The sequence below is a fragment of the Sphingobacterium populi genome, from assembly GCF_001586775.1.
Lineage (GTDB): Bacteria > Bacteroidota > Bacteroidia > Sphingobacteriales > Sphingobacteriaceae > Sphingobacterium > Sphingobacterium populi.
Map to the genome: position 1 here is coordinate 756161 of NZ_LQXS01000001.1, position 24495 is coordinate 780655.

The following is a 24495-nucleotide window of genomic DNA, read 5'->3' on the forward strand; positions in this document are numbered from 1 at the left end:
ATTTCAAAATAGTTAAAACGGTGACGGCGGGTTCTTTTGAACCCGCCGTTTCGATATTACCCGTTTAGACAACAATGGTAGTATTGGTCTACTAGGTTATCGCCATCCACCTCCCAAAGCTTTATAAAGTAAAAGTTGATTTATTGCTCGTTCTTTCATCACGTTTACTGCGCTAATTTGCGCATTAACGGCTTCCTTCTGTGCGGTGAAAATATCCAAGTAGGTCACACGGCCAGCAAAGAATAGTTCGTTTGCAGCATCGATCGATGCATTTAAAGCTTCCACATTGTCAATGACATGCAAAGCTCTATCTTCGATAGCAGCTTGTGTCTGTATTATATTAGACACTTCATTAAAGGCATTGAGTACGCGCTTTTCATATTCTAAAAATGCCACGCCATAGTTTGCTTGCATCAATGCGTACTGCGCTTGTAGATTACGCTGATTAAGGATCGGCATTGTTATGCTGCCTAAGATGCCATAAGTCAGTGATCTGTTGACGTTAAATAACTGATCGAGATGGAAACTTTGTAATCCTAGATATGGGCTTACTGCCACAGATGGAAGAAAGCTCAAACGAGCAGCTTCTTGTTCGTTCGCTGATGATAGCATGTTAAAATAAGCCGAACGTATGTCCGGACGGTTATTCACCAATTGATCTGGTGTGCCGACCTGCAACGTATCAAACAATGGCCAAGTGGATTTATCTTGCTTCGCTCGTGCAATAGGTTGGTAAAATCTGCCCATCAAGTTATTGATATGATGTTCCCACATCACGATCTCCTGCTTAACAAGTGCACGGCTTGCTTTCGTACTTGCCAGAAGAGCTTTAAATTGCTGCACCCCCAGTTCAGTAGCTTTGCCCGCATCTTTTTGTATTTGCATCAATTCCAAAACATCTTCATGTAATTGGATGTTCTCATCGTACACAGCGACCATGCGGTCAAGCGCCATTAACTCATAGTATGTTTCGGCTATGTTCGAAACCAACTCGGTTTCTAAGAGTCGGCGTGCTTCATTCTCGGCAAGGATAGTTTGAAACGCTGCTTCACGACGATTGCGGAGCTTACCCCAAAGATCTAATTCCCAAGACGACCGTAAGCCCACAAAATAATCGGGAATTGCTGGTTCAGGAATCTTCTCCTTATCTGTTAAATTTTCTGAAAAATTGGAATCATAATTACCAATTCCTTCTTCAGTATAATGCCCGTATTTGACCAATCCTGCTTCTGCTGCTGCCTCTAATTGTGGCAGCAAAGCAGCTTTTCGTTGTTTAAAATAAGCTTGTGCAGATTCTATTCTACGCAGTGCCTGCTGTAGATCCCGATTTTGGAGCAACGCCGTGTCGATCAGTGATACCAACAAGTCATCTTTGAAAACATCGCGCCAAGGCAGGCGCGCTATATTTTCGGCCGAATCTGCAGCCGCACTAGTAAATGATGTAGGCGTGTTCATTTCATCGGGCTTTGCCACCTTTTTAGGGACGGTACACGAGGAGATGAAAAGACCAAAAAAGACCAATATTCCTAATATTTTGGCACTGCTAGCTTTTCCCTTTGCTTTCGTCTTTTTAGAAAATAAGACGACTAGGCCGGGAATAATAATTACACCAAGCAACGTACCGATCACCATTCCGCCCACGGATGCTGTACCGATACTGCGATTTCCCAAAGCACCAGCTCCGGAAGCCAGCATCAGTGGAATCAGACCAGCTACAAATGCAAAGGAAGTCATCAAAATTGGCCGCAAACGCGCTACCGCACCTTCAATAGCTCCATCCAGAATACTGGCACCTTGTTTTTGCTTTAAAATGGCATATTCTACAATTAGAATGGCATTCTTACCTAATAAGCCGATGAGCATCACTAGCGCTACTTGTGCGTAGATATTGTTTTCGAGTCCAAATAGTTTCAAAAATAGAAAAGCACCAAAGATCCCGGCCGGCAAACACAAAATGACGGGCAGCGGTAGCAAGAAGCTTTCATATTGTGCACACAGTAATAGGTATACGAATAGTAGACACAGGGCAAAAACATATAAGGCCTGATTGCCTGATATTTTTTGTTCGCGCGTCATCCCCGACCACTCGATACTGAAACCTTGTGGTAAGGATTCGGCCACCTTTTCTACAGCTTCGATAGCCTGTCCTGAACTAAATCCCGCAGCGGCCTGCCCTGTTACCATCGCCGAGTTGAACATGTTGTAGCGCGTAATTTGTTCTGGCCCATACACACGTTTCATCTTGATAAATGCCGAATACGGCACCATGCTTTCATCTTTGGTTTTTACGTGCATTTGTAATACATCTTCAGGGCGACTGCGCGACTGCGCGGTAGATTGTACCATGACTTTATACATCTGACCATAGCGGATAAAGTTGGTTGCATAAAAGCTCCCCATCAAGGTCTGCAATGTATTCATCGCATTCTCCACCGAAATGCCCATCTTTGCGGCCAAATCGTAATCAATCTCCAACAGATACTGCGGGAAGTTGACATTGTATGTCGAAGTAGCCGATTCAATTGCTTCATGTGCTTCTAGCTCTTCCAGAAAGGAATTAAGCACTTCTGCTGTTCCCTGCAAATCATCATTACCAGATCGATCGAGTAAGCGCAATTCAAAACCCGATGAGTTACCAAAACCAGGTACTGTTGGTGGCGGGAAAAACTCGATTACACCGTCATTAATATGTGCTGTTTTCTCTTGCAATATCCGGATAACATCAGTTACCGATTCCTTGCGGTCGTCCCACGATTTGAGGTTAATCATGCCCATTCCGTAAGAAGAACCCGAAACTTCTGTTACAATACTATATCCTGCCAAGGTAGAAGCTGTTTCTACCATATCCAAGCTACGTGCAATATCGTCGACTTCGTCTAGCACGCGCTCTGTACGATCTACCGTAGCACCAGCTGGAGTGGTAACAGATACGTAAATCATGCCTTGATCTTCGGTAGGAATAAAACCAGATGGCAAAATAGCGCTACTACCCCATGTGGCTACAAAGAATATCACCAACAATCCTAAGGTAATGACACGACGACCGCTGGTACGGATCAATAAATTTTTGTAACGCCCAGATATACGATCGTATACTTTGTTGAAACCGCGAAAAAAGCGATCCAACCAATTATTTGTTTCTTTTTTATCATGCGGCGAACGAAGCATGATAGCACACAATGCCGGAGTCAGTGTCAAGGCGTTGATACCTGAGATAACGATCGCTGCGGCTAAGGTTAATGAAAACTGACGATAGAATATCCCGACAGGCCCATCCAAAAATGCTACCGGCACAAAGACCGCGGACATGACTAGTGTGATGGCGATTACGGCAGATCCTACTTCTTTCATGGCAGATAGCGTGGCCTCGAAAGGTTGCATATGTTCTTCTTCCATCTTGGCGTAAACCGCTTCTACTACCACAATACCATTATCCACCACGATACCGATAGCCAAAACTAAAGCAAATAGCGTCAGTAGGTTGATAGAGAAACCCATCATCTGCATGAAGAAGATTGCACCAATCAAACAGACAGGTACGGCCAAAATCGGGATCAGCGTTGCACGGAAGTTCTGAAGGAAGATAAAAACGACCAAGAACACCAGTAAAAAGGCTTCTATCAAGGTTTTCAATACACTGGAGATCGAAGCATCCAAAAACCGCGATACATCGTACCCCATGGTGTACGTCATTCCGGACGGGAACGACGATTCTTTTAATTCAGCCATTTTATCTTTTACACGCTGTATGACGTCTTGGGCATTAGATCCGGGCAACTGCTTCAGCATGATCGATGCCGAAGGGCGACCATCGGTCTTAGAGACCATCTCGTAATCCAAAGAACCAAATTCGACGTTGGCGACATCGCGGATGCGTATGATGGTACCATCTGCATTGGCGCGAATCGGAATGTTTTCATATTCCGATATTTCTGAAAACTTGCCCGGATATTTTAGTACATACTGTTGCATGTTGACCATCTTATCCGAACTAATACCCGTCTGTCCGGGTGCAGCTTCGATATTTTGTCTGCGTAAAGCTTCAATTACCTCATCTGTAGAGATGGCATAGGCCGTTAAGCGAGATGGTTTGACCCAAATACGCATCGCGTAATCGCGCATACCCATGATCTGAGCAAACCCTACACCTTCGATACGTTTTAACTCTTTTAAGATATTGATGTCGGTAAAATTGTAGATGAAGCGTTCATCAGCCGTTTCGTCATCGGTAAACACATTGAGGTACATCAACATACTGTTTACCTCCTTTTCGGTGGTTACACCCGCCTTGATTACTTCTTCAGGCAATTCATCGAGCACCGTTGTTACCCTATTCTGCACATTCACCGCGGCGATATCGGGGTCGACGCCTACTTTAAAAAATACCTGGATTAATGTCGTTCCATTATTGGTGGTGACGGAGTTCATATAGGTCATGCCTGCCACACCATTGATCGCGCGTTCTAAAGGAATTGCTACTGCGTTGGTACTTACTTCGGCATTGGCACCGGTGTAGTTTGCGGCAACTACTACCGAAGGTGGTACAATATCCGGAAACTGTGTAATAGGAATCGTAAATAGGGCTAATAACCCCAAAAGAGTAATAAATATGGATATAACCAGTGATAGCACTGGCTTTCTTATAAAATTCTCAAACATGATTAGATCTTAGTCTTCATCTACAAATTTGGCTGGTTTTGGATTGATGGTCATGCCATCGCGCAAACCCTGAAGCCCTTCAAACACCACTTTGTCTTCTTTATGCAATCCGTTGTTGACGACATAAAAATGGCCGACACGTTGACCGGCGTCGAATGGAGTCATCTTGATCGTGTTATCATCTTGCAGTACGTAAACGTATACCTTATCTTGAATTTCTACTACAGATTTCTGATGCACAAAAAGTAAATTTCCTGTAGCCATTGGTACAGCAATCTTGCCAGACGCACCGTGACTAAGCAATAATCTTTCATTTGGAAAACGCGCGCGAAGAGAGATGGATCCCGTTTGCACTTCGAATTCGCTTTCTACGATTTCGGCTACTCCTTTACTAGGATACCGATCGCCATTGGCAAGCAGCAGCTGTACATCTTTTCGGTAAGTATTGCGATTGAAGTTAGAATCTTTGGCTAATGTCAAGTATTCGGACTCGGATATATCAAAATATACGTTTACCTGACTAAGATCTGATATACTGGTGAGAAGACTTCCCTCATTCAAGAGAGATCCTTCTTTTAACAAAATACGATTGATACGACCATCAAATGGAGCACGTATTTGTGCAAAAGAAAGTTGTGTCTGTGCTTGCTGCACCATCGCGTCAGATTCAGCAATCTTGGCTTTTGCAGCACGTAGCTGTACTTGTAACAGCTCGTATTCTGTTTCGCTAACAATATTTTTGTCGACTAGTTTTTTGGTTCTTTCGATCTCTAGTTCGATCTTTTTTGCCTCGGCTTGTGCACTACTACGTAATGCCGTTGCTTTGGCCAATTCTGACTTATACTCGTCCGAGTTTAAGCGAAATAGTACTTGTCCCTTACGTACTTGGGCACCTTCGTCTACATGGATACTCTCTAAAAATCCTGTTAGACGCGATCGTATTTCAACATTTTTAAAAGCCTGTATATCGGCTATGTATTGCTTATAAACGGTTGTATCCATCTCGATAAGATTAGTAACGGGAATGGATCTACCTGATTTTGTTGTCTTTGTATCACTTTCATTGCTTGAGGCCGAGCAGGCAGAAATAACAGATATGGCAGACATAGCCATAACCCAAGCAAAAATTCTTTTCGTCATAAAAATTTACTGTAAAAAACTAAAATGTAACTGGATTGCCCACATGTCATGCAGGCAATAATAACGCAGGAATCTGGAAAGAATTTAGAATGGCCTCAGCCGGTACAAAAAAGTATAATATTCAGGTATAGATCGCATTTTTGATGCATAATCGGGATGATCTTTGCACCTAGAATTGCTTGCATCAGAAAATAAATAACCGGCAAAAAACAAAAATACAGGAAGTATTGCAATCGTTGCTTGGCCAATATCTCGAAAATCCTCATAAACGATTTCAGGATCATCTGGATCGCAAATCGGATCACCGTCGATATGCATGATATCTTCTAAGATAAATTCTACTAATGTATCGGTCACGAGCTCTGATTGCCCAAACAACATTTCCATATGCCGACTCTTATCGAAGGTGAGCATATTGAGGAAACTAAGTAACGACAGAAGATGAATTATCTTAATAAACATATCAGTAGCCAAATATAGTCTTTATCGCACACTATTGGTAAGAAGTGAGGCCCATAAGTATAGGATTTGGCGGTTATTCTATACAAATTTTACATTGTAAACCTAGATGTACTGATTATATCTTATATTTATCTAAGTATTAAGAGTATTTACTAAACCAATGGCTCTCTTGTTGGTTATAAACCTGGTATCCATGTGGCATAAGAAAAACATTTCGCCTGCTAGCAGTAGTGCAAAAAGACATCCTTTTATAAGGCGCAATTGTGATCGAAAAAATGCGCCGTCTTTATCGTTAATGAAGGCAATTGCACAAGCAACGATCGAATCTGGCAAACAATTGAATTAACATTAGGATAACATTATGCTCACATACATGGACTAATTTTGGTTTTATAGATCACTTTACATGTCTAAAAAGTATAATCCAAGAGATATCAGTTGGTTAAGTTTTAATGGTCGCGTGTTGCAAGAAGCCGCAGATCCGAGTGTCCCACTTGCGATGCGTATCAAGTTTTTAGGGATATTTTCTAATAATTTGGACGAGTTTTTTAGGGTACGTGTAGCCGGTTTAAAGCGGGCTTCTGAAATTAAAGATAAAGCCGCCATGTCCTCTTTTTTCGATGATCCATCAGTCATCTTAGAGGAAGTACATAATATCGTCGTAAGGCAACAAAAAAAGTTTGACCAAATCTGGAAAAACGTCCGGAAAGAAATGGCCAAACAAAATACATTTATTGCCTCAGCGGATGAACTAAATGACGAACAGATTAATTTTGTAAAGAAATACTATAGTGATAAAGTAGAAAGTAATATTATTCCACTGTTACTGGATGACGTCCGTCCTATGCCCTATCTGCGCGACAAAAGCCTGTACTTAGGCATAGCCATGAAAAAGTCGCAATGGTTGTACGAAACCAAGTTTGCCATTATTGAATTACCGACACGCATCGTAGGAAGATTTTTAATTGTCCCATCGCAACGCAAAAATGATAAGGTGGTCGTACTGTTAGAGGACGTGATCAAAGTCAATCTGCCCCACATCTTCTCCTATTTTGGATTTGATGAGTTTCATGCGCACGCTTTCAAAATCAGTAAAGATGCCGATTTTGATCTTGACAATGATGTCAATACAAGTTTAGTGGAAAAAATTACCAAGGCTGTCAAGAATCGTCGGAAAGGCAAACCAACACGTTTTGTCTTCGATAAAAATATGGATACCAACTTGGTAGAATTTTTGATCAAAAAGCTCAATTTGAGTAAAAAGGATAGTATTATACCCGGTCAAAAAATCCATAATTTCAAGCACTTCATGGATTTTCCGGATGTATTTAAAGCCTATACAAAACCCGCAGAACGCACCTCATTTGATCATCCTGCATTCGTAGAAGGACAACGCATTACAGACGTAATTACCCAAAAAGATGTTTTACTCTCATTTCCGTATCATACCTTCGATCCAGTAATTGATCTGCTACGTGAGGCCGCGATGGATCCCGATGTGAAATCGATCCGAGTGACAATTTACCGAATGGCAACAAACTCAAAGATTGCCAATGCACTTATCAACGCATCACGCAATGGCAAAGAAGTAATCGTAATGGTAGAGCTCAGAGCCAGATTCGATGAAGAGCACAACCTCGAGTGGAAAGATCGTTTTGAAATGGAAGGCATTCAAGTCTTACTCGGTATCCCCAATAAGAAAGTCCACGCCAAGCTATGCGTCATTAAAAAACGAGCCAATGGCAAAACCATCCAATATGGTTTCGTGAGCACAGGAAATATCAACGAAAAGACAGCAGCACTTTATGGCGACTATTGTGTAATGACAAGTGATCGGCGAATAATGGCAGATATCAATAAAGTGTTTAATGCATTGGAAAAACCAAAAGGCGATCTAGACAGCTATCTATCCTCTTGCAAACACCTGCTAGTATGTCCGACAGCCATGCGAAATAAATTGATGATTTACATTGATAAAGAGATCGCTGAAGTAAATGCAGGCCGAAAAGGACATATGATTATTAAGGTCAACTCGCTAAGTGATAAAGATCTCATCAAAAAGCTATACGAAGCTGCTTCCGCCGGTGTGGTGATTGATTTGATCGTACGTGGAATCTATTGCGCCGTCAATCAGAAGCGTTTCAAACAACCAATACATGCAATTAGTATTGTAGACGAATACTTAGAGCATGCTCGTGTAATGTATTTTTATAATGGTGGAAAAGAAGATATTTACATTTCTTCTGCCGATTGGATGACTCGCAATTTAGATCATCGCATAGAAGCGGCAATCCATATTTCGGATCAGGGCATAAAAAAACAGCTGAAAGATATGTTGAGCATACAATTGAAAGATAATGTAAAAGCCAGGATCTTGGATGAAACCTTGAGCAACCAATACGTTGAAGACGAACAAGAATCTTACCGTTCTCAGTTAAAGATTCATCAATATCTCAAAGAAGCCACCTAACTATTTTTTACTAAAAATATTAGTATATTTGTTTTTTGTAGCAAGAATCGACATGAAACAATATACAAAAGGCCGAGGAGCTCAATACAATTCGCAAAATCGGTTTTTGGCAAACCAGTATGGCCAGCACCATGCAGAAGGTATCGATGAATGGGAAGAAGAAGCGATCCGTACCTTTCAAACAACCGTTTATCCTAAAACCTTAGTCAACAAAGTGGACAGTCCTGATGTAGGCATGGCGTATTCGGCCAATCCGTATCAAGGCTGTGAGCATGGCTGTATATATTGTTATGCCAGAAATTCTCATCAATACTGGGGATACAGCGCTGGTGTTGATTTCGAAAGCAAAATTTTAGTAAAAGAGAATGCGCCAGCACTATTCAAAGAATTTATCAATAAAAAAAACTGGAATGCGGATACCATTTCGCTTTCTGGAAATACCGATTGCTACCAACCTTTAGAACGTAAATATCAGCTCACTCGACAAATACTTCAGATAGCATTGGAGCAAGGACAACCGATAGGTATTATTACCAAAAACAGCCTTATAAAGCGAGATATAGACATTTTGCAAGACATGGCTAAAAAACAACTTTGTGTTGTGTATCTGTCGATCAACTCATTGACAGAAGCTACACGACAAAAGCTGGAGCCTAGAACAGCAACATCTCGGGAGCGCCTTCGCACATTAGAAGCGCTAAATTCGTGTGGGATTCCTACGGGTATTATGTGTGCGCCGATTATACCCGGATTGACAGATCACGAAATACCAGCGGTATTGCAAGCAGCTAGTGATCATGGCGCACGCTGGGCAGGCTATACTATTGTTCGTCTAAACGGGGAAATCAGTGCGCTCTTCAAGGATTGGCTAGAAAAAACTTATCCTGACAGAGCCGAAAAAATATTACATCAAATTGCATCTTGTCACAGCGGCCAGCTTAATAATAGCACGTTCGGAGAGCGTATGCGAGGTGCAGGAAATATAGCCCAAATCATCAACGACAATTTTAAACTACACGCTCGAAAATATGGCCTCAATCAAGAGATACACACCCTTTCCAAAAGTCATTTTAGACGATCTGCATCTTCCGATCAGCTTCAGTTGTTTTGAGCGATCGGAAGATGCAAGTATTGTCTAATACTACATTCGTCTACTAAAAGTTCGGTTGAGCGGGATTTCTCGTATTGAGTGTATCCGATGTAGGCATCGTATCGCGGTGTGCAGTATCTGTTGTTGCTGGTGCGCCATCGTGGGGATCCATTGTGCGATCTTCTGGCATACGTGGTTGCTCTGCCTCTTCACGAGGATGATTGTTGCAAGCGCTTAGCGCCAACACAGCAGCAGCTAACATCCCTAGTACATAATTTTTTCTCTTCATAATCTTAACTTTGTTGTTCAGAAAAAAAACAGCATTCACAATTTCTTGTTTAGATATACAGGTTTTTAGGTATTTATACCTACTTACAAAACTGAGAATTAGATTTTTTTATCATAAAAAAATGTTGCGAACAAAAAATCACACAATAATTATAGTTAATTTTAATTCCCATTAGTTTTATAATTATTTTTTAATTGCTTAATTGATGCCAAACCATTTTTCGTTTATGATGAAGTATACGTTACTTTCATTATGGTGTTGTCTATTTTATAACCAATCTGTTGCTCAAGATTCTTTGCAAGTCCATCTTGGGGGAGCGCTACGTTTCAATTATTTATACAACTCGTGGGATGAACAACAGCGTAACCAAGGTGGAGCTATTCTGTATGATGTATTACGCCTAAATGTACAGGCTGCTTACAAAAAAGTATTGCTAGATGCCGAATATCGCCAGTATGCTGCTTCTTTTGGAGGAGGATTTTTAAAACATGCCTGGATGGGGTATGAATTTCGTGAGGGCGAGCAGATTCAGGTCGGGCTGGCTTCTGTTCCTTTTGGACTTCAACCTTATGCCGCCAACAACTGGTTTTTTAATATAGGCTACTATGTAGGTTTGGAAGATAATTACGATATGGGAATTCGTTATTTGCGACAAAAAAAACATTGGGATTATGATATTGCCTTCTTTAAAAATGCAGAAACTTTGGATGTTGGCGGACAAGCAGAGCTTTCACATAGCCGTTTTGCGTATGATATCGTAGGCCGTAATAAAAAGATCAATCAAGTGAATGGTAATTTGGTATATAAAACGTTGGGTACAGTCAGGCAACGTATTGGTGTGTCTGCTCAATATGGCGGTTTGTACAATATGGATACCGAGCAAGTCGGCAATCATTATGCTGGAGCATTAGCTTATGAAGCTGATTACCAGAAGTGGAATCTTAAGGCCAGTTTCATACACGCAGTACATAATCCCATAAATACTGAAGGCGAATCCAACCAAATAGTAGAAATGGCGGCGTATGGTTCTTCTTACGAAGTAGCCACTAACTTTAACATATACACGCTTGGTATAGCCAGAAACTTTGATGTAAACTGGGGAATACTTAAACAGTTCACAGCATACAATGATTTTGGCTATATGCAAAAGCATCTTAGAGCTTTTGAAAACTCTTATATGAATGTAACAGGCGTGCGCGCTAATATAGGACCAGTAGTCACTTACATTGAACACGCTGCTGGATACAATCATTCTTGGTTCGGAGGTAATTTTATAGATGATTTCAGCCGGGGTAATCCTGATGCCAAGCTCCAACGCAGATTCAATATCAACTTAGGGTATTATTTTTAATCATCCCTGAGCACACATTTCTTTTATTTACTATGATGGTGTGCGGTAGTCGTCCTATCACATATAGACGATGCGATCAGCACATTTATCGTAACATGGTAATAGTCAGATATTTTTAATAAAATTTCCAAAGGCGGCTCCGCTGTACCATATTCATACTTCGAGTATCGCGCACGCGTAATCCCAAGCTGCTCGGCCAGCGCTCGCTGTGATTTGCCTGCTTTGGCTCGTAGGTAGCGTATGTTTTCAGATAGATACAACATTGTCCTAATTTGGAACAACAATATTACTAATATTTTTAGCTAAAACAAGTAGGTTTGTGAAAATTAATAGAAGAAATCAAGATGGAACGCGCCATTGTACATATGGATCTAGATACATTCTTCGTATCCTGCGAACGGCTAAAAAACAGCGAATTACAAAAAATGCCTGTTATTATTGGCGGTGGCGATCGTGGTGTGGTAGCATCTTGCTCATACGAAGCGCGTTATTACGGCGTACGCTCTGCTATGCCTATCAAAATGGCCTTGCGTTTATGTCCAGAAGCGAAGGTGATCAAAGGAGATATGGAAATGTACTCTCAGCTCTCCCACACGGTTACCGAGATTATTGAAGAACAATCTCCAGTAGTAGAAAAAGCCAGTATTGATGAGCATTATTTGGATATAACTGGCATGGATCGCTTCTTCGGAGCCTATCGATGGACTGAAGAATTAGCCCAACGGGTAACCTCGCAAACTGGCTTACCGATAAGCTTTGCCCTTTCTATCAACAAAACCGTTGCTAAAATCGGTACGGGCGAAGCCAAACCCATTGGTCGCAAACAAATTGCGGCAGATGGAGTACGATCTTTTCTCAATCCCCTATCCATACGAAAGATCCCTATGGTGGGCGATAGCACTTTTCAATTACTATCTCGCATTGGCATCCGCCAGATCCACACGTTGGCCGATATGCCTGTCGAAGTGCTACAGCAAATGATTGGAAAAAACGGATTGGAACTTTGGAAAAAAGCCAACGGCATCGATAGCACTCCTGTACAGCCTTATTCCGAACGCAAATCCATCTCTACAGAAAGCACCTTCAGTACAGACACCATCGACTTGAGCAAGCTGCGCAGTATTATCGGCGGAATGGTCGAGAAGTTGGCCTATCAGCTTCGTACTGAGCAGTGGCTTACCTCAACCGTGGTCATCAAACTTCGCTATGCGAATTTTGATACCGAAACCAAGCAATGTCGCTTGGCGTACACTTCGGCCGATCATACTTTGTCGCGTTGTGCTTTGGAGCTTTTTGACAAATTATATAACAGGCGTATGCGCATTCGCTTGATTGGCGTGCGCTTTACTAATCTGGTACGCGGCAGCTTGCAGATCAACTTGTTTGAAGATACGCAAGAAATGGTAGCACTCTATCAAGCGATGGATCAAATCAAAAGCCGTTTTGGATACGATAAAGTGAACCGTGCCGGAGGAATTAAAAAATTGGAAAACCCAAAATTCAGCAAAAGGGAAAAACCCTGAAATTAATCCTGAGCGCTTATGTACTTGAACTGCCGATCTTATCACAGCCTGCGTTACGGAACGCTTTCTATTAAAGACTTGGTGAAGCAAGCCGTGGCTAGCGGCTCAAAGTCCATAGCGCTTACCGACATCAATACCGTGAGCGGTATTTACGAGTTTGCGCAAACCTGTCGTCAAAACGGTATCAAGCCGGTTGTAGGTATGGAAATGCGCGAAAATGGCAAGTTGCATTTTATTCTGCTCGCGAAGAACACTCGTGGCGTGGGCGCCATTTGCCAACTGCGCACCATTTACAACATGGAAGAAACTCCGTTGCCAGCCCGATGCCCGGCTCTACCTGATACGGCGGTAATCTATCCAATGAGCGAAGCTCCTTCGGCATTAAACGAAAACGAGTACATTGGTGTACAACCGCACGAAATCAATCTGTTGATTCGTACGAAATGGCAACGTTATCTTGCCAAAATGGTAATTTGTGCACCTATAACCCTTAGTGATAAGCCATCGTACAAATTGCACTGTATTCTGCGAGCAATAGATCGCAATGTGCTGCTTTCTAGACTCAGCCGCGAAGACTGCTGCCGTCCCGACGAACACTTTCGCTTAATACAAGATCTGCATGCTATCTTTCAAGATTACCCTCAGATTGTAGCCAATACGCAGCAGTTGTTAGCGAGTTGTTCGTTTGACTTTGACTATACAACACCTAAAAACAAAAAACACTTCACCGATAGCCGTGAGGGCGACCGCTTGCTGTTAGCAGAATTAACAAAGAAAGGATTGCTGCGGCGATATGGAACGAAGCATGAGCTTGCGAAACAACGAGCCGAACGAGAATTACAAGTCATTGATGAACTCAATTTTAGTGGTTATTTCTTAATCACGTGGGATATTGTGCAATACAGCAATAACCAAGGCTTTATGCATATTGGTCGCGGTAGCGGAGCCAATAGCATAATAGCTTATTGCTTAGGTATTACCGATATCTGCCCACTGGAACTGGATTTGTATTTCGAGCGTTTCTTAAATCTAAATCGTAAAGTGCCACCCGATTTTGATATCGACTGGGGTTGGCAAGAGCGTGATGTCATCCTTCGCTATATCTTTGATCGCTATGGCAAGGATCATGTGGCTTTTTGTGGTACTAACATAGAATTTAAATACCGTTCCATCTTTCGGGAATTGGGAAAAGTATTTGGATTACCTAAGGAAGAGCTTGATGCATTGGCTACGCAACCAACAGATCGTCATGATACCAATTCCGTCGTACGTCAAATACATCATTATGGCAATCTTTTAGAAAAATATCCCAATCAGCGCAGTATGCACGCCTGCGGCATACTGATTTCGGAAGAGCCAATTACGCAGTCTCGGCATTGGAATTACCCCCAAAAGGCTTCCCAATTGTACAGTTTGATATGCATGTGGCCGAAAGTATTGGATTGGAGAAATTTGATATCCTTAGTCAACGCGGCATTGGCAGTATCAACGATGCCGTGAAGATTATCGCGCAAAACCGAGGAATTACTATCGATATCCGTAATACACGGATTTCCAAAGAAGAAACACAGTGCAATGATTACCTCGCGCGCGGGCAAACGATTGGTTGCTTTTATATCGAATCCCCGGCCATGCGCGGCTTATTGCGCCGTTTGAAATGTGCCGATTATCGCACCTTGGTAGCTGCATCTTCTATCATACGGCCTGGAGTAGCGCAGTCGGGCATGATGAAGGAATACATTTTCAGACATAACTATCCCGATCAGTTTGAATATATGCATGAAGTATTTCGCGAGCACTTGGGCGATACGTATGGCATTATGGTGTATCAAGAAGATGTGATCAAGATTGCTATGCATTTTGGAGGCTTATCGGCGGCAGATGGCGATGTGCTGCGCCGTGCGATGAGTGGCAAGGGGCGCTCCTTAGAAGCGCTGCAACAAGTACGCCATAATTTCTTTGCATCTTGCGCCGCAAAAGGACACAGCTCGAAGCTCAGCGAGGAAGTATATCGCCAGATTGAATCGTTTGCAGGTTATTCGTTTTGCAAAGCGCATTCGGCTTCTTACGCGGTAGAAAGTTATCAGAGTCTTTACCTAAAAGTGTATTATCCTATAGAATTTATGGTCGCCGTGATTAATAATCAAGGTGGGTTTTATCGTACTGAAGTGTATGTGCACGAAGCGCGCATGTCTGGCGCCATCATACAAAATCCCTGCGTCAACCATAGTGATATCAGCACCACTGTGTACGGCAGTAATGTTTACTTAGGCTTCATGCATTTACAAGGTCTTGAATCCAAATTGGCTGATCAGATTGTAGCGCAGCGACTCCAGCAAGGAGCATATATTTCTTTGGAAGATTTACTTCTCCGTGTACCCATGGGCATAGAAAGTATACAGACGCTCATATTTATCGGAGCGCTTCGTTTTACAGGAAAGAGCAAAAGTGAATTGCTAGTACAAGCGCGCCTGTTGTTGCTGGCTTTCAAACCACAGGCTAGGCAACCCGTATTATTGCATGAACCCGCTCGCGAGTATAAGCTTCCAAAACTAGAGAGATCTTTTTTTGAAGATGCTTTTGACGAAATCGAATTATTGGGGTTCCCGACATCCTGTTCGCCATTTGACTTATTGCAAACCCGTTATCGTGGTACCGTCATGGTAAATGAATTAACTCAGCACCACAAAAAACAAGTAAAGATGCTAGCTTATCTGATTTCGCGAAAACATGTGCCTACCAAACGTGGAACCATGTACTTTGGCACTTGGGTAGATGTACAAGGAAGTTATTTTGATACCGCGCATTTTCCTGATAGCTTAACAGAATATCCTTTCAAAGGTGGTGGGTGTTATTTGTTATTGGGTACAGTAGAGGTAGATTATCATTTCCCTACGATTACCATTCACAAAATGGCAAAGATGGCCTTTATCCCCGATCCGCGCTATGCCTATGATCACAAAAGACAATTCGATACACAGCGTAGAATACAAGAAGATGTGAGCATGACGAATAGAAAACCTTATCCACAAGCTCATGAAATAAATCTGCCGCGTCATAAAATTAAATAGCGAAAGCATTTTTCGAAATCAGGGACTTCATAAATATACCGTACATTTATGCTATGGAAATAAAATCTTTGCACCATGTTGCCATTATCGCATCCGACTATGAGCGATCGAAGGAATTTTATACACAAGTACTCGGAATGCAAATCATGCAAGAAATCTATCGGGCAGATCGGCAGTCTTACAAACTAGATTTAGCTATTAATGGCCAATACCTAATTGAACTTTTCTCTTTCCCCGCCCCACCAGCCCGACCAAGCAGACCCGAAGCTACCGGATTACGACATATTGCTTTTGCGGTAGATGATATAGTGAAATCTGTAGCTTACCTTAGTAGTAAAAAAATCGAATCCGAACCAATTCGTATAGATGAATTCACGGGAAAGAAGTTTACATTTTTTAGCGATCCAGATAACTTGCCGATAGAGATTTACGAAGGATAATTATCTATCTAAAAGGAATATACGCTATAATTCAAACTTATTTACTTTATATGTTGCCCAATATGGTTCAAGATAAATTCAGCGCGATCAGTGACAGAACTTTTGGGTAGCTCAATCACCTGATAACCGAATGCTACATAGGCTTCTTTCATTTGCGCAAATGTAGACTTGGCTTCTTTCCAATCTTGCTTGCGCTCCGTATCTTTTTGATAAATTTCTGGCCAAGGTGGTAGCACAAATACTGGATTAGCGTATCGGTACTTCGCTATTTGATCCAGCATGTGTGTTGATATGGTGATCTTTTGCATACGCATATAGCAAATCGCATCTAATAAACCACGATCAAAAAAGTAAATGGAGGAATCGATGTCTTTCATAACTCGTTCATAGCTACGTATGGATTCTTCACGCATCAATTGAGCATATTTCACCTTGTTTTTTCAAGGTACGCCGTCTTCTCCTAAACCTACTTGTTCTTTAATAATTCGCCGAGCATCTTCCGATACGGTTGAAAATCCTTGCCGATTTAGTTCTTCAATGAGTGATGTTTTGCCAACTCCTGGCCCACCTGTTATAATGTAGAAATAGGGTGATTTCATGAAAAGCTGAGATTAAAAATTAATGTATTTTCTTAGCCAGATCGGTTTGATCCTTGTCAGCACAAGCAGATTATCCCACTCGTTACCTACATATCCAAATATATTATTTTCAAACAATAACTACGGGTGAAAATATTTAATTTTCTCTATTTAGTTAATATGTAGTCGGTTTGATATGCTGAATCACACCGACTACAACCACTGTAATGAGTAAAATATCACGTATAATTTAACATGTTGTATTAACACCTATTTATCAAGTTATTATGTATTTATTAACGCCTTATTAAAACGCGATACGTTCCATAAGCTAACGTTATTTAAACTGCTTTCCTGTGTTATTTTTATCATTTATCAAAAAAATAGCTTGCTATTTAATGCGATAAATTTTTAACTTCATTAAATATTTACCTATTAATGGTATTTTATTTAACACCATAAGATAGCCATTCTATTACACATTGAAATTTATTTGCTGTATTAACCTATAAACTAATTAGTAACATCTATACAACCCTTTAACTTAAAATTCCAATGAAAGACAATTTAATCACCCCCAACAGCAACATGGTTGCCACATCAGAATCTTCTTTTTTAGAGGAATTCTCCAGTGTAGTACAACAAATAGAAGACTTGAGTGTACTAAATCCCACTAAAATCGCACTTGTAGACGGAAATGAACGAATTAGTTATCATGAGCTAAACCAACAAGCTAATCAGTTGGCCGCTTACCTCTATCAGCAAAATATTAGCGCTGGTAGCATTGTTGGAGTTTGCATCGGACAATCTGCACGAAGAATCGTTTCTTTTTTAGCAGTCTTGAAAACAGGTGCTGCTTACCTGCCTATTGATGGTGACCTACCACAAGCACGAATCGAGATGATGATAAGCGACGCTGCCTTAGATCTGCTCATTATTGAAAACGTGTACTTAGATAAAATCGACAAACAAACTACTAAATACGTATCTCTCGATCTTTTACACTACAATGCCGACTTTAATAGCATTCCTAAAGAAAATTTGGAAATCAGCATATTTCCTAATTCAACTGCCTACGTCATATATACATCGGGTAGTACAGGAGTTCCAAAAGGAGTGATGATCGGAAATCACTCCTTTTCTCATTTCGTCTTGCATCAAGCTAAAGCGCTCGGTATAAATAGCAGCAGCAGAACTCTACAATTTGCATCTCCAAGTTTTGACGCGGCCGTAATTGATATCTGGGTACCACTAGTGAAAGGTGCTACAATTTATCTCTATCCTAATAATAAAATCGTTGGAGTGCCATTATAAGAATTCATCGTAGCACATCAAATAGAGATTATACCATTGTTGCCACCGATGGTTTTGGCCTCTTTACCTGTAAATAAACCAATTGGCGATCTTCATACCATCGGAATTGGTGGCGAAGCTTGTACAGAAGCTACCGTACGAAATTGGTACAATAGAATCCATCTCGTTAATAGTTATGGCCCGACAGAAGCGACAGTAGCAGTTACCAATTATGAATTTAAGGACGATTTTAATCCAAGAATTATTGGAAAACCAATACCATCTGCCACATTGTTTGTATTGGACGATCAATTGAATCCCGTTGAAGACGATGTGGCTGGTGAACTCTACATTGGAGGTTTATGCCTTGCTTTAGGTTACTTAAATAGACCAGAAGATACTGCCAAATCTTTTATCGAAGCTCCAGAATGGTCACACGAAGATTTGGGTGAATACAGAGTATTGTACAAAACTGGCGATATTGTGCGTCGCCGAGCAGATGGTAATCTAGAATTTGCAGGACGCCGAGATGAACAAGTCAAAATCAGGGGATACCGGATCGAACTAGCAGAAATCGAACATCACATAACGAAATTACCCCAAATACTACGTGCAGCTATCAAAGTGCAGCATAAAGAAAATGGTTTACCTGCATTGATTGCCTTCGTACAATTCGCCGAACATCAGGAGTTTCAAGATGTCACACCACAACATATAAAATCAAAGTTACAACAGGTAATGCCAACATACATGGTGCCTGACAAAATTGTCTTTGTCAATAAAATGCCGCTTACACACGCTGGAAAAGTCGATAAAACGCAACTTATAATTCCAGAAGCCGTATCCGAAAATGCGCAAACACCGGTGTGGAACGACAATAACCTAACCGAAGTCGTGAAACACATATGGTCTGAACTGTTGGAGATCCAAGATATCGATGATAATGACGATTTTTTTGATCTCGGCGGGTATTCACTCCTTGTTGCGCACTGGCATGTAATGCTACCAGAAAAAGTCAGAAACCGAATTACCTTACCAGAACTATATATTTACACGACGATATCATCTTTCGTAACAGAAGTCGAAAAAAGGCTAAACCAGTTAGAAATTTCTCAGAAAGCGAAGGCCGAAGAGATGGAAAAAGAACTGATACAAGATTCTGAACTGTTAAGCAACTTCGAAATTACTACCCCACCCGACCCTTCTGTATTAGCCAATCCTAAGTTTTTGTTTCTCACCGGCGTCACAGGTTTTGTAGGATCGCATCTTTTGGAAGAGCTACTAAAAAACACTACAGCAACTATTTATACCCTCGTGCGCGCTTCTACAGCAACAGAAGGTTTACAACGCATCAAAGACACATTTGCAAAGTTCAGATTACCATGGTTGCCCGAATATAATCACCGTACTATCGCGGTTATTGGAGATCTTTCCTTAGAAAACTTCGGCATGAATGACCATGATTATGCGATTATAGCCGAAAAAGTAGAAGTAATCTATCATTCTGGAAGTTCCGTAAGCTACGTACAACCATACTCACTCATAAAAAAACCAAATATAGATGGCTTGCATAACATTATTGAGCTAGCAGTAACACAAAAAGTGAAATACCTCGTGCTGTTATCATCCATGGGGGTTTTTAGCTGGGGAAGGCCATTTACTCAAAAAACATGGATGTATGAAGATGACTCAATTTATCAAAACATGCCAGCCGTAACGCGAGATTTAGGATATATTAAGAGTAAATGGGTTATGGAAAGCATTGCAGAAAAAGCGAAGGCGAAAGGATTGCCAATTATCAATTTTAGATTAGGTTTTGCGGTGTGCCACAGCACTTCTGGCGCTACCGTGATGAACCAATGGTGGGGAGCATTGATCAGAAGTTGTGTTCAGCTAAAATCATTTCCGCTGGTTATGGGGCTTAAAGACGAACTTACCACTGTAGATTATATGTGTAAAGCTATTGTACATATTAGTAAGAAAAAAGAATCGGTCGGACTGAATTTTCACCTTTCTCCGCTTGCCGAGAATGATGTTTCGCTGACAGATTTTTGTGCGAAAATAAAAGAATACTATAATATAAAGCTCGATGGAATGGAGTATAATCAATGGCTAAATCAATGGATCGATGACGATAAGCTGCCTATTTATCCATTATTAGCTTTATTCACTGAAGACGTTCATGAAGGTAAATGTTTGGTTGAGGCGTACGAAAACACGTATTATTATGACCGCTCGAATACGAAACGATTTTTATCTGATTCCGATTTGCAGCCGCCTATATTTGACGAAAAGCTGATGACACCGTATCTGCAATACATGGGTGTTTTGTCCGAATAAATATTTGATTATAAAAAACATAAAGCGTCATTTTGGTTCCAAAATGACGCTTTTACTAATACGCTGTCTCCCTGATGTCAGTAGTATAGGGAAGCAATCCAAGTGCAAAGCAAAATTTTACGGGCACGAAAACCAGCAGTTTACCCGAAATTGCCGTACTCCTAGTAGGATAAATCGATATGCCATTATCCTTTATGGTACAGAAAAAAGTGAAATGAAGGTTACATTACGAAAGCAATTCTCTACCTTAGGATAATAACTAACCGAAAAAGTAAACCGAATTACACGCTATGCAAACGTGCAGAAATACCATCTCTATTATCTCCATCATCTTTACACTCCTGGCTTTCGGTAGTTGTTCTGCTGTAAATCAAGGAATCGCTTCTAAAAACACCTATGCTAAAGATGCTATGAATGAATATCGGAACGACAGTCTTCAGCTACGGATTCTATTTTATGGAAACACCTATTTCGGAAAAAAGAATATCCAATTATCAGAAGTACGCCGACAGTTTAAGGCTTACTTAGGAAAATTCCCTAAAAAAGATATTATTCTTTGGGGTGAATATCAAGCAGCAAAGTACCCCATGTACCTTGTAGCATCTCTTGTGGATGCTATCGATGTATCGCAACTGAAGAAAGAAAGCTCTGATTATGGATCGACCTTTTTTTATACCACTTCTTTCCACAATGACATTACGTTAGCGGAGGCCTTCATACCAATTCCATCTGGTCAATATGTGCATTTACAAGAAATGGCGATGTACGCCCAAGATGATTTGGCGGCTACGACTAACGATACGGAATCATCTTGGATCGGGCTGTTAAAATCCTTGGCTGTAGGAAAGCCCGCCTACCAACAAGCGCAAGGCAATAATCGTGAGGTAGAAGCAGAACAACTTTTCGCGCCTAATAAGCCATTGTAGCTTCTCTAGTGAAAAGTAAAAGAATCGACTTTACAGCGGCTGGTCTTTATTTTCCCAAGCACTAAGCATCTCCGTTAGGATTCGATATTGATGCAAATATGCGCCATCAAGATCCGGAAAACGCCTATGGAAGTCAAAAAAAGCTGCTTTAGCTTCTGCTTTTCCACTCAAGGCCGCCACAAACAATTGATCTACCAAAACCATTTTATCATCGTTTAAGAAATCATCCATTTGTTTATAGCGCTGCAAAATTTTATCTATAGTGCTATTATCATATAATTTTAAATTACGATTAAGCTGCTTTTCCCGCGTCAATCTATCGTCTTGATACGCAAATCGCTCTATCGCCCACACGATCTCCACGGGCTGTAAATCAGGACCTATGGGCAACTCATACAGTTCTTGCACCCATAAGGTATCTTCTCTAAAAGCCAATCGACACACTGTCATCGCATCCCAAAAATCTATAATGCTATCACGGCCGCATTCTGCTAACACAAATTCACTCAGCACATCGGGCTGCTCTTCCTGTATCACATAGCCGCAGGCAACTATCTTCTTATTGTTGGTAAAATCAAATAGTAAGTTTACATCTGCCGGCGCATAATTATTTTCTGGACAGGTGCACTCGCCCGCTACAGATTCTTGGGTTTGCGCCATCCCTGCATTTACGCACAAGATTGTGAATAAATATGCGACTACATTTTTGACCGTAATATGCTTCATGGACAATAAATTACTTAAAAACTTTGGAGATCAGCTTGCCGATAGTCGCAAAATCATTGACGTTATTGACTGAGCGCGATTCTTGAGCGATACCTCTTTCTTTAGAGAACGGATATATAAGGATGTAGTTATTATCTACCGCCTGCTTATTCAGATAATCAGGTACGGCGTGCATTTGCGAAGCATAACTAAATAGGTTGCGATCGGCCATCACAATAATTAATCCTTGATCGCGACCTAAATCTTCTGCTTTCTGCTGCGCTTCTTCCCATGTCGTTATTTCGTTCATTTCGGCCTCAATGTTTGACTTCTTAAGGATGCGTTTCAGCACTTTAATCATAGCGCTAGTGGCATGGAATTGCATTGTAGCCCCCGAGTTTTTGGCAATATTCCAAATCCGGAGCAATGCGTAGAAAAAACCTGGTTCACTATCTGCGCCGGGCGGTATGAGCACCACATAATTTTTGATCGTGGACAACGGTTGTATCGCATGATACAACATCAAGTTGACCTGTTCATTCTTAAGGTAACCATTGTACAGGTTATAAATAAATGATGGCGTAAAGCCCCGCTCCTTCTGCAATCCTATAATCAGGTCCGTTACATCATTTTCCTTAATCACATTATTGATCCCCGATACAACAGAACTATCGTATCGTTTAATTGGTGTGATCAAAGTATCTGCCGAAGCGCCTAATTTTACTGCATTTTCTAAGATCTTCTCGGCATTCTTCAACGACGATTCCTTGGTTTCTTCGTTGATGACATTCATCACGTAAACACCTTCTTTTGTGCTTTTATTTTTAATCAACAAACCAAGGTTTATCATTTTTTGAGTCATTTCTTCGTTGTTGATTGGCATCAGAATTTTTTCTTCCTGACCATCGCTGTCGGATACTGTTTTTTCATTTTCAGCTTCTGCAATACGTTGTGCACTAGCCATGGAAATGAAAGAAGATATCGTACACGATACAAGAATGAGCAAAATACTACCGTTTAGTACATGCTCATTTAATAAACGAATCGGTTCACCATTTGGCGATTCACCAATTATAATATTGTATCCGACTAGTACGGCTGCTAACGTTGCGGCAGCAGAAGCGGCACTCATACCGAAGATCAGCATGCCTTCATCTTTGGTAAAACGAAATGTAGATTTGGTGAGCATAGCAGCAGCATATTTGCCTCCGATGGAAGCAACAAGCATAACAGATGCTACTCCCAAAGTTTCCCAACTACTAATGAATGCTCGGAAATCGATCAACATACCGACACTGATTAAGAAAAAAGGTATGAAAAGTGCATTTCCCACAAACTCAACACGATTCATCAGTGGCGAGGTGTGAGGAATTAATCGATTCAACGCTAGTCCAGCAAAAAAAGCACCAATGATCGCTTCGACACCAGCTATCTCGGCTAATAATGCGCCAAGATAAATAATGACGACAACAAAGATGTATTGGGATATTTTATCGTGGATCGTTTTAAAAAACCAGCGTGCTATAATCGGAAAAACGAATAATACAATTAAGGAAAATAGGATCATAGAAACCGTGAGCTGCACCCAAAAAGCAGTGCCCACTTCCCCTTGTGTCATCCCGACAACAACGGCTAAAACCAATAAAGAAAGTACGTCAGTGATCATTGTGCCGCCGACTGTAACATTGACCGATATTTTCTTTGTAACACCTAAGCTACTTACCAGCGGGTATACAATGAGCGTGTGAGAACTAAAAAGACTCGCGAACAGTATGGAAGTGAGCAATGAAAATCCCAGTATGTAATAACCTCCTAACAAACCTAGTCCAAATGGTACTGCAAAGGTGTAAATGGAGAATGTTATACTTTTCCACTTGTTTTTTTTGAAATCGCCCATGTCGATTTCCAATCCGGCAAGAAACATGATGTAAAGCAAACCTGTCGTCCCAATCACCACCACGCTGCTATCGCGAAGCAGTATGTTGAAACCGTTGGGTCCTACAATTGCACCAGCAATGATTAGCCCAAGCAGGTGTGGTACTTTTATTTTATTCAATAAAATTGGGATAAAAAGAATGATCACCAATTCAATCAAAAATTTGATAATCGGGTCTTCTACCGGCAATGTGAATCCGTGTATAGCTAAGTTTACCATATA

At 41.1% G+C, this 24495-nt stretch carries 16 protein-coding genes and 2 pseudogenes; 10 read left to right on the forward strand and 8 right to left on the reverse strand.

Annotated features, from left to right (window positions below):
• Window positions 1–96: 96 nt before the first annotated feature.
• The 3 genes from A0125_RS02995 to A0125_RS03005 form a co-directional block, all read right to left on the reverse strand.
• A complete protein-coding gene (locus tag A0125_RS02995; RefSeq protein ID WP_066751883.1) occupies window positions 97–4659 on the reverse strand; it encodes an efflux RND transporter permease subunit in 4563 nt (1520 codons plus the stop codon).
• Between the two features lie 9 nt (window positions 4660–4668).
• Window positions 4669–5799 carry an efflux RND transporter periplasmic adaptor subunit gene (locus A0125_RS03000; protein ID WP_066751886.1) on the reverse strand — a complete coding sequence of 377 codons (1131 nt, stop codon included), beginning with the start codon at window positions 5797–5799 and terminating at the stop codon, window positions 4669–4671.
• Window positions 5800–5883: 84 nt separating this feature from the next.
• Window positions 5884–6261, reverse strand: coding sequence for a hypothetical protein (locus A0125_RS03005; RefSeq protein ID WP_156472389.1), 378 nt, complete (start codon window positions 6259–6261; stop codon window positions 5884–5886).
• Window positions 6262–6667: 406 nt separating this feature from the next.
• Here A0125_RS03005 and ppk1 point away from each other — a divergent pair, with 406 nt between their 5' ends.
• Window positions 6668–8731: a polyphosphate kinase 1 gene (ppk1, locus tag A0125_RS03015; RefSeq protein WP_066751894.1), complete on the forward strand. Its 2064-nt coding sequence runs from the start codon at window positions 6668–6670 to the stop codon at window positions 8729–8731.
• 52 nt (window positions 8732–8783) lie between these two features.
• On the forward strand, window positions 8784–9842 hold the full coding sequence (locus A0125_RS03020) for a PA0069 family radical SAM protein (RefSeq protein WP_066751896.1): 1059 nt from the start codon (window positions 8784–8786) through the stop codon (window positions 9840–9842).
• Between the two features lie 43 nt (window positions 9843–9885).
• On the opposite strand, the gene A0125_RS03025 is transcribed toward A0125_RS03020, so the two are convergent.
• Complete coding sequence (locus tag A0125_RS03025) at window positions 9886–10110, reverse strand: hypothetical protein (RefSeq protein WP_066751899.1); 225 nt, start codon at window positions 10108–10110, stop codon at window positions 9886–9888.
• Window positions 10111–10336: 226 nt separating this feature from the next.
• Here A0125_RS03025 and A0125_RS03030 point away from each other — a divergent pair, with 226 nt between their 5' ends.
• Window positions 10337–11461: a hypothetical protein gene (locus A0125_RS03030; RefSeq protein ID WP_197464741.1), complete on the forward strand. Its 1125-nt coding sequence runs from the start codon at window positions 10337–10339 to the stop codon at window positions 11459–11461.
• Between the two features lie 23 nt (window positions 11462–11484).
• On the opposite strand, the gene A0125_RS03035 is transcribed toward A0125_RS03030, so the two are convergent.
• Entirely contained in the window at window positions 11485–11724 is a 240-nt protein-coding gene (locus A0125_RS03035; protein WP_066751905.1) for a helix-turn-helix domain-containing protein, read from the reverse strand.
• An 81-nt stretch (window positions 11725–11805) separates the two neighbouring features.
• On the opposite strand from A0125_RS03035, the gene dinB reads away from it, so the two are divergent.
• The 4 genes from dinB to gloA2 are packed head-to-tail and all read left to right on the forward strand — an operon-like array spanning window position 11806 to window position 16495.
• Window positions 11806–12984, forward strand: a complete 1179-nt coding sequence (gene dinB, locus A0125_RS03040) for a DNA polymerase IV (protein ID WP_066751908.1) — start codon at window positions 11806–11808, stop codon at window positions 12982–12984.
• Between the two features lie 18 nt (window positions 12985–13002).
• Window positions 13003–14484, forward strand: a complete 1482-nt coding sequence (locus tag A0125_RS15750) for a PHP domain-containing protein (RefSeq protein ID WP_197464742.1) — start codon at window positions 13003–13005, stop codon at window positions 14482–14484.
• Window positions 14403–16055 (forward strand): helix-hairpin-helix domain-containing protein, encoded by a 1653-nt coding sequence (locus A0125_RS15755; RefSeq protein WP_197464743.1) that lies wholly within the window; start codon window positions 14403–14405, stop codon window positions 16053–16055. Before A0125_RS15750 ends, A0125_RS15755 begins: the two co-directional genes overlap by 82 nt.
• Before the next feature lie 53 nt (window positions 16056–16108).
• Entirely contained in the window at window positions 16109–16495 is a 387-nt protein-coding gene (gene gloA2 / locus A0125_RS03050; RefSeq protein ID WP_066751910.1) for an SMU1112c/YaeR family gloxylase I-like metalloprotein, read from the forward strand.
• 41 nt (window positions 16496–16536) lie between these two features.
• On the opposite strand, the pseudogene A0125_RS03055 reads toward gloA2, so the two are convergent.
• Window positions 16537–17094, reverse strand: a pseudogene (locus A0125_RS03055) (AAA family ATPase).
• A 567-nt stretch (window positions 17095–17661) separates the two neighbouring features.
• On the opposite strand from A0125_RS03055, the pseudogene A0125_RS16010 reads away from it, so the two are divergent.
• The 3 genes and pseudogenes from A0125_RS16010 to A0125_RS03065 all read left to right on the forward strand — a co-directional run.
• A pseudogene (locus A0125_RS16010) lies at window positions 17662–19431 on the forward strand (amino acid adenylation domain-containing protein); the annotation flags it as partial.
• A 69-nt stretch (window positions 19432–19500) separates the two neighbouring features.
• Entirely contained in the window at window positions 19501–20706 is a 1206-nt protein-coding gene (locus A0125_RS16015; RefSeq protein ID WP_231863123.1) for a thioester reductase domain-containing protein, read from the forward strand.
• Window positions 20707–20996: 290 nt separating this feature from the next.
• The gene (locus A0125_RS03065; protein ID WP_066751914.1) at window positions 20997–21632 is read left to right on the forward strand and encodes a hypothetical protein; all 636 of its coding nucleotides are present in this window, start codon (window positions 20997–20999) and stop codon (window positions 21630–21632) included.
• Window positions 21633–21662: 30 nt separating this feature from the next.
• Here A0125_RS03065 and A0125_RS03070 read toward each other — a convergent pair whose 3' ends face one another.
• On the reverse strand, window positions 21663–22358 hold the full coding sequence (locus tag A0125_RS03070; protein WP_066751917.1) for a hypothetical protein: 696 nt from the start codon (window positions 22356–22358) through the stop codon (window positions 21663–21665).
• 10 nt (window positions 22359–22368) lie between these two features.
• Window positions 22369–24492 carry a cation:proton antiporter gene (locus A0125_RS03075; RefSeq protein WP_066751920.1) on the reverse strand — a complete coding sequence of 708 codons (2124 nt, stop codon included), beginning with the start codon at window positions 24490–24492 and terminating at the stop codon, window positions 22369–22371.
• Window positions 24493–24495: the final 3 nt, after the last annotated feature.